Below are 14,751 nucleotides of genomic sequence, written 5' to 3'. Positions count from 1 at the left end.
TCGGTCGAGTTCCATCGCGTCGGCCCGTCCCTCCCCGGCCGAGCACTGCCCGGCCAAACGGTCGCAGTTCCCCCTCCCGGCAGCCTAGCTTCAGTGAACGGCTCAAATCCAGAGCGTTATCGGTGCATCACTGAGCGCGTCCGGTACGCGGTACGCCCTTACTGGCCGTCGGCCTCCCGAAACCCCGACGGCACCGTCACGCTCGGAGGACTACCAGGCGCCGTGGTGGGCGAGGCCCAGGGTCAGGGCGGCTGCCGCGGTGGCGAGGAAGACGATGCCGCCGAGGATGTCGCGGGAGCCGACGCGGAGGTGGGCGGTGACGGCGCCGATGAAGTAGAGGATGAGGCCGCAGGCGGCGAGGGTGCCGAGGACGGGGACGGCGAGCCCGGCCAGCAGGCCGACCGTGCCGGCGGCGAGCAACGCGCCGAGGACGGGCACCCACTTGCGGGGCAGGCCCTTCATGTCGGCCTGGGTCTTGGGGTATTCGTGGCCGATGAGGTAGGTGACGGCGGCGGCGCCGTTGAAGAGGGCGCCGAGGATGGTGACCGTCAGATAGGCGGCGAACACGGCAGCTCCGCTTCTGTGCGTGACACGTCGGGGTGACACCTCGTACGGGAAGGCTAAGGCGCCCCCGCTGAGCGGGAGTTGACCGTGAGTCGCACGCACTTGGCACGGCGTGAACCGCGCGGGCGGCTACGCGGCGTTGACCGTCAGCACGATCTTGCCCCGTACGTGGCCCTCCTCGCTGAGGCGGTGCGCCTGTGCGATGTCGGCGAGGGGGAACGTCCGGGCGACGGGCAGTGCGAAGCGGCCCGCCTCGATCAGCGGGCCGATCTCGGTGAGGACGTAGAGGGCCCGGCCGCTGTCACCGCGGCTGAAGGTGACGCCGTGCTCGCGGGCGCCGAGGAAGTCCGCGAGGGTGACGACGTGGCCGGGGCCGCCCGCGAGGGCGATGAGTTCGGGGAGGGCGCCGCTCCCGGCGACATCGAGGGCGGTGTCCACGCCGTCGGGGGCGAGCGCACGGACGCGGTCGGAGAGACCGTCGCCGTACGAGACGGGTTCGGCGCCGAGCGAGCGGAGGAAGTCGTGGTTGGCCGGGCTCGCGGTGCCGATGACGCGGGCGCCGCGCGCCACGGCGAGCTGCACGGCGGCGGCGCCGACGCTCCCGGAGGCGCCGTTGACCAGGACGGTGCCGCCGCGGACGCCGAGCTGGTCCAGGCCGCGCGCCGCCGTCTCGACGGCGGACGGCAGCGCGGCGGCCCCGGCGAAGTCGAGCGACGCCGGGATCGGCGCGTAGAAGGAGAGCACCGCCAGCTCGGCCTGCGCGGCGCCCTCGGCGCAGAGGCCGAACACGCGGTCGCCGACGGCCACATCGGTCACCCCTTCGCCGACCTCGTCGACGACGCCCGCCGCCTCATACCCCAGGGTCTGCGGAAGCTCCTCGTCCATGAGGCCCTTCCGCTTCTTCCAGTCGCTCGCGTTGAGTCCCGCCGCGCGTACCGCGATACGGATCCGGCCGGGGCCCGGGTGCGGATCGGGAAGGTCCACGATCTCCAGGACCTCGGGTCCCCCGAACCGGCTGAAACGGGCCGCCTTCATCACTTCGCTCCGATCTCGGCGCACGGGGGGCAGGAGGGCGGGAGCCAGGAGTGCCGCGAATGCCGCGCGTACGCGCCAGTCTGTCAGTCCCGCCGGGCCCGGGGCCCAGAACCGGAGTCCGACGCGATGACGGATGCGAAGACCGACGGGAAGACCGATGGGACGACCAACGCGACGACCGACGCGGACCGGCAGCCGTACCTCATCGTCCGCCTCCAGCGGGGTGAGCGCGACGCCCCGCCCGCGCACCGCCCAGCACGGCAGCGCCCAGCACGGCACACCGGCCCCGCGGCCCCCCGCCGCTCAGGGGGTGGTTCGGACGGTTGCCGTGTCGCGGCCGGATCTCAGGACGGTGCCGGGGATGGCACCGGTGACGGTGTCGTCGCGGATCGTCTCGACGCCGTTGACGCGGACGCTGAGGATGCCGGTGGCGCGGGAGTCGAGGCGGGGGCTGTCGCCGGGGAGGTCGTGGAGGAGGGTGGCGGGGCCCGCGTCGATGCGTTCGGGGTCGAAGAGGACGAGGTCGGCGGCGTTGCCCGGGGTGATCACGCCTCGGCCGCGCAGGCCGAAGAGGCGGGCGGGGTCGGCGGTGAGCATGCGGACGGCGCGTTCCAGCGGCAGGAGTTGGCGTCCGCGCAGGCAGTCGCCGAGGAAGCGGGTGGTGTACGGGGCGCCGCACATCCGGTCGAGGTGGGCGCCCGCGTCGGAGCCGCCGAGCATGACGTCCTCGTGGTCCCAGGTGCGGCGGCGCAGCGCCCAGGAGTCGGGGTCGTTGTCGGTGGGCATCGGCCAGAGCACCGTGCGCATGCGGTCGTTGGCGCAGATCTCGACGATCGTCTCGAAGGGTTCCTGCCCGCGTTCGGCCGCGATGTCGCGGACGACCCGCCCCGACACCCCCTGATTCGCGTCGCTGTACGTGTCGCCGATCACGTAGCGGCCGAAGTCGGCGAGGCGGCGGAAGACCCCGGCCTCGGGGCTGGCGGCGCGGCGCAGCATCTCGGCGCGTACGGCGGGCTGCCGCAGCCGCGCGATGCGTTCGGGGACGGGCAGGGCGAGGACGTCGCCCCAGCCGGGGATGAGGTTGAGGGCGCAGAAGGTGCCGAGCGACATGTTCATGGGGGTGAGGATCGGCATGGTGAGGGCGACGATCCGGCCGCCCGCCTTGCGGGCCCGCTCCGAGGCGAGGAGCTGGCGCGGGACGCGTTCGGGGACGGCGGCGTCGATGGTGAGGACGTTCCAGTTGAGCGGGCGCCCGGCGACGGCGCTCATCTCCACGAGCAGGTCGATCTCCTCGTCCGCGAACTGGTCGAGGCAGCCCGCCACGATGGCCTCGATCTGGGTGCCCTCGTGTTCGCCCACCGCCCGTGACAGGGCCAGGAGTTCGTCCGGCCGGGCGTGCCGGGACGCGACCGGCCGTCCGTCGCCGTCGGAGTGCGTACTGGACTGCGTCGTGGAAAGGCCCCAGCCGCCGGCTTCCATGGATTCGTGGAAGAGCCGCAGCATGGCGTCGAGTTGGTCCCGCGTGGGCTGTCCGCCGACCGCGTCGGCGCCCATCACGTGGCGGCGCAGCGCGCAGTGGCCCACCATGAAACCGGCGTTGACGGCGATCCGCCCCTCCAGGGCGTCGAGGTAGTCGCCGAAGGACGACCACGTCCAGTCGACGCCCTCTTCGAGCGCCGCCAGCGACATGCCCTCGACCTTGGACATCATCCGCCGGGTGTAGTCGGCGTCTTCGGGCCGGTCGGGGTGGAGCGGCGCGAGCGTGAAGCCGCAGTTGCCGCCCGCGACGGTGGTCACGCCGTGGCTCATCGAGGGCGTGGCGAAGGGGTCCCAGAAGAGCTGGGCGTCGTAGTGGGTGTGCGGGTCGACGAAGCCGGGGGTCAGGACGAGGCCGGTGGCGTCCTCCTGGGAGCGCCCGCTCTCGCCGAGGCCGCCGGGTTCGGCGACGGCCGCGATCCGGCCGCCGCGCAGCGCCACGTCGGCGGTACGGGAGGGCGCGCCCGTGCCGTCCACCACGGTGGCGCCCTTGATCACATGGTCGAACACGGGTGTGCTCCTCTCGTACGTCGCGCTGGTGCGTGCCGCCCGGTCGCGTTACGCCGCCGCCTGCCGGAACCGGGTCGTGCGGTGCACCGGGTCGGTGTCGATGACGGGTATGACGTGCTCGCCGATCAGCTTGATCGTGTTCATCGTGTCCTCGTAGCCGATGCCGATCGGCAGCCCGAAGGTCAACTGGTCGGCGCCCGCCTGCTCCCAGCGCTTGCACTGCGCCAGCACCTCGTCGGGGTTGCCGCAGATCATCAGCTCCTCGGAGATGAGCAGATCGATCAACTCCTCGGTGTAGTCCGGCAGAAGCTCGGGCCAGACCGGGATGCCGTCGGGGCGCGGAAAGGTGTCGTGGTAGCGGAAGAGCAGCGACTGGAGGTAGTTGAGGCCGCCGCCGACGGCGATCTGCCGCGCCTTCTCGGTGGTCTCTGCGCAGATCGCGGTCGAGGTCACCATCACGTTGTCGTTGACGAAGTCGCCGACCGGCTCGGCCTGCCCGATCGCCGACTTGTACGACTCGACGACCCACTCCATGTCGGAGACCTTCTGCACGCTGAAGCCGAGCACGCCCAGGCCCTTGCGGGCGGCCATCGCGTACGAGGGCGGCGAGCCGGCCGCATACCACATCGCCGGGTGGGAGCGGCCGTACGGCTTGGGCAGGATCTTGCGCGGCGGCAGCGACCAGTGCTTGCCGCTGAAGCCGGGGTACTCGTCCTGGAGCCACATCTTGGGGAACTCCGCGATGGTCTCCTCCCAGATCTCCTTCGTGTGGTTCATGTCGGTGATGCCCGGCATGAACCCGAGGATCTCGTGGCTGCCCGCGCCGCGCCCCGAGCCGAACTCGAAGCGTCCGCCGGAGAGATGGTCGAGCATGGCGACCTTCTCGGCGACCTTCACCGGGTGGTTGACCGGCGCGAGCGGGTTGAAGATGCCGGAGCCGAGGTGGATGCGCTCGGTGGCGTGGGCGAGGTAGCCGAGGAAGACGTCGTTGGCCGACAGGTGCGAGTACTCCTCCAGGAAGTGGTGCTCGGAGGCCCAGGCGTACTTGAAGCCGGAGCGGTCCGCCTGGATGACGTACTCGGTCTCCTCGATCAGCGCGTGGTGCTCGGCCTCGGGGTCGGCCTTGGCCCGCGCGGCGGGCACATATCCCTGTACAAAGAGCCCGAATTCCAAGGGGTCACCATCCTCCGGTTTCTGACGCTCCGTCAGATCTGATCCGACTCTTCCACCGGCACGGTGGGGCGTCAATAGCTGATGGACCGTCAGATACGCTCGACGGCGGACTCAGAGCGCCGCGACTCCCGCCAGCCAGCCGCCGTCGATGACGAACGGCTGCCCGGTGACGTACGAGGAGTCCTCACTGGTCAAGAAGAGCGCGAGCCTGGCGATCTCGTCGGCCCGGCCCATCCGGCCCAGCGGCAGCAGCTTGCGGTAGAAGCGGGCGGTGGCCGCCGCCATCGCCTCCTGGTCGGCGGCCGGGTCGAGCACCGCGGGATTGGCCATCGGGGTGTCCACGGCGCCGGGGCACATCGCGTTCACCCTGATCCCGTGCGGCGCCAGCTCCAGCGCCGCCACCCGCGTCATGGCGACGATCGCCGCCTTCGTCGCCGCGTACGAGGTGAGCAGCGCCATGCCGCTGAGCGCCGTGTACGAGGCGGTGTTGACGATCGTGCCGCCGCCCGCGGCGGTCAGCGCGGGCGCGCAGGCCCGCATGCCGAGGAAGCCGCCCACCTGGTTGACCCGGACGACCTGGAGGTACTCCTCCAGCGGGGTGTCCGCCAACGCGTTGAAGCGCAGGATCCCGGCGTTGTTGACCAGTCCGTCGAGGCCGCCGAACTGCTCGTCGGCGTACGCCAGCGCCGCCGTCCAGTCGTCCTCGCTGCCGACGTCGAGCCGGGTGTAGCGGGCCGCGTCGCCGATCTCCTCGGCCAGCGCCGCGCCCTGGTCGTCCAGCACGTCCGCGAGCAGCACGCGCGCGCCCTCCGCGGCGAAGAGCCGGGCCTCCTGCTCGCCCTGGCCGCGCGCGGCGCCGGTGATCAGGACGGTACGGCCGTCGAGCTTGCCCATCCGGGCCTCCGGGGGTGGTGGGACAACGGGGGGGTCAACGGGGGGGGTCAACGGGGGGTCAACGGGACTCAACTGTCGAGGTGCGGTGCCACATCGGCGGCGAACGCCGCCATCTGGTCGAGGAGTTCGGCCACGCCCCGGCTGCGGAAGCGCACCTGGATCTGGTCGACGCCCATGGCCCGGTAGGCGCGCAGGCTCTCCGCGAGCGCGTCCGGCTTGCCGTGCAGGGTGTACCGGCCGACGTGCCAGCCGGGCTCGCCGACGTAGAGCGGTTCCGCGATCGCGCCGATCTCGATCGGGTCGGCGATCCCGGCCTCGGCGCGCAGCCGCCGGACGCGGTCGATCTGGCCCGGCAGCCGGTCGCGCGGGTCGCCCTGCGGCAGCCAGCCGTCACCCCTGAGGGCGGCCCTGCGGACGGCGGCCGGTGACGAGCCGCCGACCCAGACCGGCGGCCGGGGCGTCTGCACCGGGCGTGGCCGCTGCCCGAGACCGGCGAAGTCGTAGCGCTCGCCGTGGTGTTCGGGGAACTCGTCCTCGCCGAGCGCCGCCTTCAGCGCGTCGATGGTCTCGTCGAGTACGCCGCCGCGTCCGGCGAAGTCCGCGCCGACCGCGTCGAATTCCTCGACCACGTGCCCGGCCCCGACGCCGAGGATCAGCCGCCCGCCGGAGAGCCGGTCGAGCGTCGCGTACTGCTTGGCGGTGGCCAGCGGGTGCCGCAGTCCGACGACGGCGACATGGCTGAGCAGCCGTACGCGTTCGGTGACGGCGGCGAGATAGCCGAGCGTGGCCACCGGGTCGTACCAGGTGGTGGACATCGCGGCGGCCAGCCTGCGCGGCACCGCGATGTGGTCGCAGACGGCCACGTACGCGAAGCCGTGCCGGTCGGCGGCGCGGGCGACGGCGGCGAGTTCGGCCGGGCCCGCGTCCGCCTCCCAGCCCTCGGCGTACATCGTGCTCTGCGACTGGACGGGGAGTTGCATGCCGTAGGAGAGCCGCCCTGGCGGCAGCACGCGCGGGACGCCCATGGCCTACGCGCCCGCGCCGGGTCCCGGGACCGGCCCGGCGCTCGAACCGGGCCCGGGCCACAGGCCGTCGGGGGTCAGGCCGAGCAGGTCGATGGCGTTGCCGCGCACGATCCGCTCCACCACGTCCTGGGAGAGGTGGCCCATCTGCGCCTCGCCGACCTCGCGCGACGTGGGCCACGTGGAGTCCGAGTGCGGGTAGTCCGTCTCGTAGAGGACGTTGCCGACGCCGACCGCGTCGAGATTGCGCAGGCCGACCGCGTCGTCGAAGAAGCAGCCGTAGACGTGCGAGGCGAAGGTCTCGGACGGCGGGCGCCGCACCTTGTCGGCGACCCCGCCCCAGCCGCGGTTCTCCTCCCAGACGACGTCGGCGCGCTCCAGTATGTACGGGATCCAGCCGATCTGCCCCTCGGCGTACATGATCTTGAGGTTCGGGAAGCGTTCGAGGGCGCCGGACATCAGCCAGTCGACCATCGAGAAGCAGCAGTTGGCGAAGGTGATGGTGGAGCCGACCGCGGGCGGCGCGTCGGCGGAGGTGGACGGCATCCGGCTGGAGGAGCCGATGTGCATGGCGATGACGGTGCCGGTCTCGTCGCAGGCGCGGAAGAAGGGGTCCCAGTAGTCGGTGTGCACCGACGGCAGTCCGAGGTGCGGCGGGATCTCGGAGAAGCAGACCGCGCGTACGCCGCGCGCCGCGTTGCGCCGTACCTCGGCGGCGGCCAACTCGGCGTCCCACAGCGGTATCAGGGTCAGCGGTATCAGCCGCCCGCCCGCCTGCGGGCCGCACCACTCCTCGACCATCCAGTCGTTGTACGCGCGCACGCACAGCAGCCCGAGGTCGTGGTCCTCGGCCTCGGTGAAGGTCTGGCCGCAAAAGCGCGGGAAGGTGGGGAAGCAGAGCGCGGACTGCACATGGTTGACGTCCATGTCGGCCAGCCGCTCGGGCACCGAGTACGAGCCGGGCCGCATCTGCTCGTACGTGATCGCTTCGAGCCTGATCTCGTCGCGCGAGTAGCCGACGGCGGTGTCGAGGCGGGTCAGCGGGCGGCGCAGGCCCTCGTACAGCCACCAGTCGGCGAGCGGTCCCTCGTCCCCTGGCTCGCCCATCGTGGGCGCGAACCGGCCGCCGAGGAAGGTCATTTCCTTCAGGGGCGCGCGCACGATGCGCGGCGCGGTGTCGTGGTGTTTCGACGGGAGCCGGTCCCGCCAGACGTTGCCGGGCTCCACGGTGTGGTCGTCCACCGAGATGATCTTCGGGAAGGTCTCCATGGGCACAACGGTAGCGCCAATCTGACGATCCGTCAGCTAACGTGTCGTCACATCGTCGGCACTTCGGGTCTCCGGGGCTCCCCGGCTGCGGCGGACGTCAGTCGGTCACCCGCACCGGCAGCAGAATCCGCCACACCGCGTCCTCCACGCCGTGCACGGCCGCGATCCAGCCGACGTTCTCCTCGTCGGTGCCCAGCCGTACCGCCTGCGCCAACTCCCCCATCACCTCGGTGAGATCGGCGTGCGCCATCGCGGGCTCCAGCCGCCCGCCGACCACGCCGTCGTCGTAGTAGCGGTGGTACGCGGGCGCGCTGCGCAGGACGCCGACCGGCCGCCAGTTCTGCGCCAGCCGCCACACGGGCTCGCCCGCGACGCGGACGCCGTCCGCCTCCATCACCTGGGTACGGGTGCGGTCGACGGCCAGCGCGGACCAGCCGTCGGAGCCGGTCAGCACCAGGTCGGGGTCGCAGCGGCGGACCGCGCGGGAGACCGCGTCGTTGGCGCCCGGTCCCGGCAGCACCAGCGGCACCGCGGCCATCCCCGCGTACAGGCAGCCGAAGAAGGCGCCCGCGAGGTCCGGGCCCTGCGGATAGGCGAGCAGCACGCGCGCGCCGGGAGCCAGCAGGCTGCCGAGCCGGGCGGCCACCGCGCGGGCCCGCCGGTCGAGTTCGGCGAAGCTGCACCCCGCGGTGCCGCTGACGGTCGTCCGCGGATACGGCAGCGCGGGCACGGCCTGCGGGGCGCGCTCGGCGCGGCGGCGCAGCAGTTCGCCGGGCAGCCGTCCGGCGTCCCCGAGCCGCCGCGTGCCGCCGTTGCCGCCGCCCCCTCCGCCGGGCCGCTCGCGGCCCTCGCCGCTCATCGCGGGCCCCGCGGCCGGGGCCGGCATCCGTCGTACGGATCCGGCCGGGCGCACCGGGCGCACCTCGCGTACCGGAGCCCGGAACAGCTCGGAACCGGCGGCCGACGGCAGGTGCCCCGGCCTGACAGGCAGTGATCCGATCGGCCCGTCCGGCTCACCGGCACCTGCCGCATGACTCGTGCACTCAGCACACATGAAACGCCCGCTACCTGTTCTTTCGCAGGACACACACCGGCATGGACCAGTCCCACACAGCACAACCTCCGCGCACGCACAGACGGAACCTCAAATTCCAGCCCAACTTTTGCTGCAAGTCCGGTTCGGGTCCTTGCACGGGGTGACCCCGGCGGCCCGACACGGCAAACTGGCACGGACGGTGCCGAACCCTCGGTCCCGTGCGCCATGCGGACAACTGTTCCGTCCGGCGATGAACGATTGATATACGTGCGGGCGACGGGCCGCGGGGGCGCCCGGCTTCGCGAATAATCGGGTCACGCACCATTCAGCGCCCGGCGGCCGACCACCGCCGGGGGCTGGCACAGGCAGTGCGCCGCTCCAGGCGCGGGTACACAATGAGCAGGTCCACGTTCAGGGGGCAGAGATGGAAAGCAGGACGGAACCGGGCAACAGCCTGCGGTTCGCGGTCCTCGGTCCGGTGCGCGCCTGGCGAGACGACGAGCCGATCGTCACCGGCGCACCACAGCAGCGCGCCTTGCTGGCCGCGCTGCTGCTGCGCGGCGGGCGCACGGCGACCGCGTCGGAACTGCTCGACGCCGTCTGGGGAGAGTCACCGCCCAACACCGCGCTCGCCGCGCTGCGTTCGTACGCCTTCCGGCTGCGCAAGGCGCTCGGCCCCGAGGCCCTGGTCACCGACTCCGGCGGCTACTCGCTGCGGGTCGCCGACGACGCGCTGGACTGCGCCGTCGTGGAGCGGCTGGCCGCCGAGGCCGACAAGCAGCGCGCCGTCGACCCGGTCCGCGCCCGCGAACTGCTGGGCACCGCGCTGGAGATGTGGCACGGCGAGCCGCTGGCCGGGCTTCCGGGGCCGCACGCCGAGACGCAGCGCAACCGGCTCGCCGAATGGCACCTCGGCCTGATCGAGACCCGTCTCGAACTGGACCTGGAGCTGGGCGCGCACGCCGAGGCCGTCTCCGAACTCACCGCGGTCTCGGCCGAACACCCGCTGCGCGAGCGGCTGCGCGCCCTGCTGATGCTGGCGCTGTACCGCAGTGGCCGGCAGGCCGAGGCGCTCGGCGTCTACGCCGACACCCGCCGCCTGCTCGCCGAAGAGCTGGGCATCGACCCGTCGGCCGAGCTGAAGGACCTGCACCAGAAGATCCTGGAGGCCGACCCCTCGCTCGCCGCCCCGGCCGGTTCCGCCGCCGGACCGGCCGAGATCGTACGGCCCGCGCAACTGCCCGCGACCGTCGCGGACTTCACCGGCCGCCGCAATGTGGTCAGGGAACTGAGCGAGCAACTGGCCCAGGCGTCGCAGGGCAGCGGGGTGATGGCGGTCTCCGCCGTCGCGGGCATCGGCGGCGTCGGCAAGACCACGCTCGCCGTCCATGTCGCCCACGCGGCCCGCGACTCCTTCCCCGACGGGCAGTTGTACGTCGACCTCCAGGGCACCGACCCGCGCCCGGCCGAACCCGAGGCCGTACTCGGCTCGTTCCTGCGCGCGCTCGGAACCCCGGACTCCGCGATCCCCGAGTCGCTGGCCGACCGCGCCGCGCTCTACCGCTCCACCCTCGACGGCCGCCGCGTGCTCGCGCTGCTCGACAACGCCTACGACGCCGCGCAGATCCGCCAGTTGCTGCCGGGCACCCCCGGCTGCGCCGCCCTGGTCACCAGCCGGGTGCGGATGGTCGACCTGGCGGGCGCGCATCTGGTCGACCTCGACGTGATGTCGCCGGAGGAGGCGCTCCAGCTCTTCACCCGGATCGTCGGCGAGGAGCGCGTCACCAGCGAACGCCAGGCCGCCCTCGACGTCGTCGCGGCCTGCGGTTTCCTGCCGCTGGCCATCCGGATCGCCGCGTCCCGGCTGGCCGCCCGCCGCACCTGGACCGTCTCCGTACTCGCCCACAAACTGGCCGACCAGCGGCGCAGGCTGGACGAACTGCGGGCCGGGGACCTCGCGGTGAAGGCCACCTTCGCCCTCGGCTACGGCCACCTGTCGGCGCCGCAGGCCCGCGCCTTCCGGCTGCTCTCGCTCGCCGACGGCCCGGACATCTCGCTGCACGCGGCGGCGGCCACGCTCGACCTGGACCCGTACGAGGCCGAGGAGCTGCTGGAGGCACTGGTCGACATCAGCCTCATCGAGTCCGCCGCGCCCGCCCGTTACCGCTTCCACGACCTGCTGCGCCTGTACGCCCGCGAGTGCGCGGAGCGCGACGAGACACCGCGGGAGCGCTGCGCGGCGCTGTCGCGGGTGCTGGACTTCTACCTCGCCTCGGCCTCCTGCGCCTACGAGTTGGAGAACCCCGGCGACCGTGTCCTGGACCACCTCGCCCTCACCGCGCACTCCGGCCTGACCTTCGGCGCCCCGGACGAGGCCCTGGAATGGCTCTTCTCCGAGGCGCAGAATCTGCTGGCGGCCGTCCAGCAGGCCGCGGACGGCGGCTGCGAGGGCCCGATGCGCCGCGCCGTCGACCTGCTGCTGGTCGCCCAGGACCTGATGGAGTCCGGTGTCTACGCGCGGCAATACGAGCAGGCGACGCGGACACTGGTGACGACGGCGCACGACTGCGGGGACACGCTGGTGGAGGGGCGCGGGCGGATCTGGCTCGGCCAACTCCTGCGGATGTCGGGCCGGTTCGAGGAGGCCGAGACCGAGGCCAAGCGCGCCCTGGTGCTCGGCCTGGCCGCCGAGGACCCGATGACGTCGAGCTACGCGCCCAATCTGCGCGGCAGCATCGCCCATCAGGGCCAGCGCTTCGAGGCGTGCGCGGAGTACCACACCACCGCCCTTGAGGCTTTCCGCGCCGACGGCAACAAGCACGGCGAGGCGGCGGCGCTCAGCAATCTCTCCCGCGCGCAGATCGAACTGGGCGACATCGCCGCCGCGGTGGCGGCGACCGAACGGGTCGTCGCGATCTACCGCGAACTGGGCGCCGGCTTCCGGCTCGGCAACGGCCTGTACGCGATGGGCATCGCGCTCACCGCGGAGGGCCGCCTCGACGACGCGTTGAGCTGCCTCACCGAGGCACTGGGCATCTTCCGGGAGGCGCGGCAGCAGTTCTGGGAGGGCATGACGCTCTTCCGGCTCTCCAAGGTTCACCTCGCGGGCGGCAGTTGGCGGCAGGCCGCCGCCCACACCGAGCAGTCGCTCGTCATCCTCCGCGAGGTCGGCGGCGAGTGGCGCACCGCCAACGCCCTGACCGTACTCGGCAGCGCGCTCGACGGCATGGGCCAGCCGGTCCGTGCCCACGCCTGCTGGCACGACGCCCTGGCCGTCTTCACCGCGCTCGGTTCGCCCGAAGCGGCCGATGTACGGCGCCTGTTGGGGGACGAATCATCCCCCTCTGTCGCGGTATAAGCCCAGGTCGATTCGCTCAACGCGCCCGTTTATCAGTTGATTATCGGTGGATGCCACGATTCCATCACTGCACGAGCTGCCCGCTCGGTGGTGTACGGGGGTCGCCACCGGGCGGGCTTTCACGACAGCACGTCCCCAAGCACACAGGGAGAGCACCATGAGCACCGAAGTTCCGAAGCTTCCGAAGACGGACCCGCCGGTCGACCCGGACAACTTCCACACCGACGGCACCGAGCAGACGGCTCCGGACGGGCTCCTCACGCCGAAGAAGCCCGTCGTCAAGCCGGACAACTTCCACACGGACGGCACCACCAAGTAGCTTCCGTACCCCGCTCTGGGGAGGGCGGGGCCGCGGAGGACCCCAAGGGGACCGCAGGGGGACCCACGGGGTTGATCAGGGGAAAACAGCACGGGGCAACAGGGGAACACGGGGGATCGGGGGACCGGGGAACCTCGGTGGGGGCCGAGGGGGGACCGGTGAAAGCCGCCCAAGGGGGGGCCGGGTGACTGCGGGGGGTTCCACAGCACGCACCCGGGGGCGCACCAAAGACTGACCGCGGCGCGGAGGGGGCGCCGCGGTCAGTCCGCGTCCGGGTCCGGTGCCGGGCGCGGGTCAGTCCGCGGCCGTACGCAGCTCGTTCTTCTTGACCTTCCCGCCCGCGTTGCGCGGGAGTTCGGGGACGAAGCGGACGCCGCGCGGGACCTTGTAGTTGGCCATTTCGCGGCGCGACCAGGCGATGAGGTCGTCGGCGGTGAGGGTGGAGCCGGGGCGGCGGACGACGTAGGCGCGGCCGACCTCGCCGAGGCGGGGGTCGGGGACACCGATGACGGCGGCGTCGCGGATGTCGGGGTGGCGCAGCAGCAGTCGCTCGATCTCCGCCGGGTAGGCGTTGAAGCCGCCGACGATGTACATGTCCTTGAGGCGGTCGGTGATCCGCAGATTCCCCTCGGGGTCCAGGACGCCGATGTCGCCGGTGTGCAGCCAGCCGTCGGGGTCGACGGCGCGGGCGGTGCCCTCGGGGTCCTCGAAGTAGCAGGACATGACGTGGTAGCCGCGGACCAGGACTTCGCCGGGCGCGCCGGGCGCGGCGTCGACCCGTACCTCCGTGTCGGGGATGGCGCGCCCCGAGGTGACGGCGACGGTCGCGGCGGGGTCGCCCCTGCGGCACATGGTGACGGTGCCGGACGCCTCGGTGAGTCCGTACGCGGTCAGGACGGTGGCGATCCGCAGTTCGGCGCGCAGCCGTTCGACGAGTTCCAGCGGGATGACCGCGGCCCCGGTGACGACGAGCCGCAGCGCGGACAGGTCGTGGGCGGCGCGCGCCGGATGGTCGAGCAGCGACTGGTGCAGGGTGGGCGGGCCCGGCAGTACGGAGATCCGCTCGGCGGCGATGTTGGCGAGGACGGTGTCCACGTCGAAGACGGGCTGCGGCACGATCACGGCGCCGCGCATCAGGCAGGCGATGACGCCCGCCTTGTAGCCGAAGGTGTGGAAGAAGGGGTTGACCACCAAGTAGCGGTCCCCCGCGGTCAGTCCGGCCAGCGCGCTCCAGACGCCGTACACGCGCAGCGTCTGGGCGTGCGTGATGACGGCGCCCTTGGGGTGTCCGGTCGTGCCCGAGGTGAAGATGATGTCGGAAGGGTCGCCGGGCGCCACGGCGTCGGCGCGGGCGCGTACGGTCGCGGCGGGTACGTCGGCGCCGGCCGCCACGTAGCCGTGCCAGGACAGGAATCCGGTGGGCGGGGCGTCGTCACCGAGGACGACGACGTCACGTAGGTGCGGCAGGCCGGGCAGCGGTCCCTCGCCGTCTCCCTCTCCCGCGGCGCGGCGCAGCGCGGCCACGTACGACGTGCCGAGGAAGGTGCCGGTGACGAACAGCAGCCTGGCGCGGGTGCGTTGGAGTATCCAGGCCGCTTCGGCGCCTTTGAAGCGGGTGTTGAGCGGGACGAGGACGCCGCCCGCGCTGACCGCGCCGAGCGCGGCGACGATCCAGTTCAGCGAGTTGGGCGCCCAGATCGCGACCCGGTCGCCGGGGCGCAGTCCCGAGGCGACGGCCGCGGCGGCGGCGCTTTCGACGCGGGCGCCGAGTTCGGCGTAGCTGACGCGGGTGCGGCCGTCCACGACGGCCTCGTGCTCGCCGTGGGCGCGGGCGGCGGCGCGCACCAGGCGGGGCAGGGTGCCCCAGCGGAGATCGGCGCGGGGGTCGTCGGCGGGTGAACCGGCCGTGGATGAACCGTCGTTGAAGGCACCGCCCTCGGATGAGGCGTCGCCGTACGAGGCGTCGCCGTACGAGGTGTCGCGCGGATCGTCGTCCCGCAGGTCCACATCCATGACGTCCTCTCCCGTAGCTGAC

Annotated in this window: 11 protein-coding genes; 2 read left to right on the top strand and 9 right to left on the bottom strand. The window is 72.5% G+C overall.

Translation table 11 applies throughout. The features are described from left to right. Positions 1 to 210: 210 nt before the first annotated feature. The 8 genes from ACIQCJ_RS04875 to ACIQCJ_RS04840 form a co-directional block, all read right to left on the bottom strand. On the bottom strand, positions 211 to 567 hold the full coding sequence (locus ACIQCJ_RS04875; protein ID WP_391043251.1) for a DoxX family protein: 357 nt from the start codon (positions 565 to 567) through the stop codon (positions 211 to 213). 126 nt (positions 568 to 693) lie between these two features. After that, a complete protein-coding gene (locus tag ACIQCJ_RS04870; RefSeq protein WP_402710700.1) occupies positions 694 to 1,599 on the bottom strand; it encodes an NADP-dependent oxidoreductase in 906 nt (301 codons plus the stop codon). Positions 1,600 to 1,902: 303 nt separating this feature from the next. Then, the gene (locus tag ACIQCJ_RS04865) at positions 1,903 to 3,645 is read right to left on the bottom strand and encodes an amidohydrolase family protein (RefSeq protein ID WP_402710699.1); all 1,743 of its coding nucleotides are present in this window, start codon (positions 3,643 to 3,645) and stop codon (positions 1,903 to 1,905) included. A gap of 48 nt (positions 3,646 to 3,693) precedes the next feature. Next, on the bottom strand, positions 3,694 to 4,818 hold the full coding sequence (locus ACIQCJ_RS04860; protein ID WP_391043245.1) for an LLM class flavin-dependent oxidoreductase: 1,125 nt from the start codon (positions 4,816 to 4,818) through the stop codon (positions 3,694 to 3,696). A 111-nt stretch (positions 4,819 to 4,929) separates the two neighbouring features. Then, positions 4,930 to 5,712: an SDR family NAD(P)-dependent oxidoreductase gene (locus ACIQCJ_RS04855; protein ID WP_402710698.1), complete on the bottom strand. Its 783-nt coding sequence runs from the start codon at positions 5,710 to 5,712 to the stop codon at positions 4,930 to 4,932. 68 nt (positions 5,713 to 5,780) lie between these two features. Next, positions 5,781 to 6,737: an LLM class F420-dependent oxidoreductase gene (locus tag ACIQCJ_RS04850; RefSeq protein WP_402710697.1), complete on the bottom strand. Its 957-nt coding sequence runs from the start codon at positions 6,735 to 6,737 to the stop codon at positions 5,781 to 5,783. Between the two features lie 3 nt (positions 6,738 to 6,740). Beyond that, positions 6,741 to 8,003: an amidohydrolase family protein gene (locus ACIQCJ_RS04845; protein ID WP_355337681.1), complete on the bottom strand. Its 1,263-nt coding sequence runs from the start codon at positions 8,001 to 8,003 to the stop codon at positions 6,741 to 6,743. 97 nt (positions 8,004 to 8,100) lie between these two features. After that, positions 8,101 to 8,862, bottom strand: coding sequence for an AMP-binding protein (locus ACIQCJ_RS04840; protein ID WP_355337678.1), 762 nt, complete (start codon positions 8,860 to 8,862; stop codon positions 8,101 to 8,103). Positions 8,863 to 9,463: 601 nt separating this feature from the next. Here ACIQCJ_RS04840 and ACIQCJ_RS04835 point away from each other — a divergent pair. Continuing rightward, positions 9,464 to 12,397, top strand: coding sequence for a BTAD domain-containing putative transcriptional regulator (locus ACIQCJ_RS04835; protein WP_355337675.1), 2,934 nt, complete (start codon positions 9,464 to 9,466; stop codon positions 12,395 to 12,397). Positions 12,398 to 12,554: 157 nt separating this feature from the next. Beyond that, complete coding sequence (locus ACIQCJ_RS04830) at positions 12,555 to 12,716, top strand: hypothetical protein (RefSeq protein WP_355337672.1); 162 nt, start codon at positions 12,555 to 12,557, stop codon at positions 12,714 to 12,716. Between the two features lie 294 nt (positions 12,717 to 13,010). Here the strand turns inward: ACIQCJ_RS04830 and ACIQCJ_RS04825 are convergent, their stop codons facing one another. Next, positions 13,011 to 14,729: a FadD3 family acyl-CoA ligase gene (locus tag ACIQCJ_RS04825; protein WP_402710696.1), complete on the bottom strand. Its 1,719-nt coding sequence runs from the start codon at positions 14,727 to 14,729 to the stop codon at positions 13,011 to 13,013. Positions 14,730 to 14,751 lie beyond the last annotated feature (22 nt).

Source organism: Streptomyces sp. NPDC093221, from assembly GCF_044753885.1.
Lineage (GTDB): Bacteria > Actinomycetota > Actinomycetes > Streptomycetales > Streptomycetaceae > Actinacidiphila.
Note: the sequence above shows the minus strand (reverse complement) of the source record. Positions and strands in the feature narration are given on the sequence as shown.

What these genes read in the sequence shown, in the direction of transcription:
- ACIQCJ_RS04825 (WP_402710696.1), bottom strand. Translation starts at nt 14,729, where the DNA reads ATGGATGTGGACCTGCGGGACGACGATCCGCGCGACACCTCGTACGGC.
- ACIQCJ_RS04845 (WP_355337681.1), bottom strand. Translation starts at nt 8,003, where the DNA reads ATGGAGACCTTCCCGAAGATCATCTCGGTGGACGACCACACCGTGGAG.
- ACIQCJ_RS04850 (WP_402710697.1), bottom strand. Translation starts at nt 6,737, where the DNA reads ATGGGCGTCCCGCGCGTGCTGCCGCCAGGGCGGCTCTCCTACGGCATG.
- ACIQCJ_RS04835 (WP_355337675.1), top strand. Translation starts at nt 9,464, where the DNA reads ATGGAAAGCAGGACGGAACCGGGCAACAGCCTGCGGTTCGCGGTCCTC.
- ACIQCJ_RS04855 (WP_402710698.1), bottom strand. Translation starts at nt 5,712, where the DNA reads ATGGGCAAGCTCGACGGCCGTACCGTCCTGATCACCGGCGCCGCGCGC.
- ACIQCJ_RS04870 (WP_402710700.1), bottom strand. Translation starts at nt 1,599, where the DNA reads ATGAAGGCGGCCCGTTTCAGCCGGTTCGGGGGACCCGAGGTCCTGGAG.
- ACIQCJ_RS04840 (WP_355337678.1), bottom strand. Translation starts at nt 8,862, where the DNA reads ATGAGCGGCGAGGGCCGCGAGCGGCCCGGCGGAGGGGGCGGCGGCAAC.
- ACIQCJ_RS04830 (WP_355337672.1), top strand. Translation starts at nt 12,555, where the DNA reads ATGAGCACCGAAGTTCCGAAGCTTCCGAAGACGGACCCGCCGGTCGAC.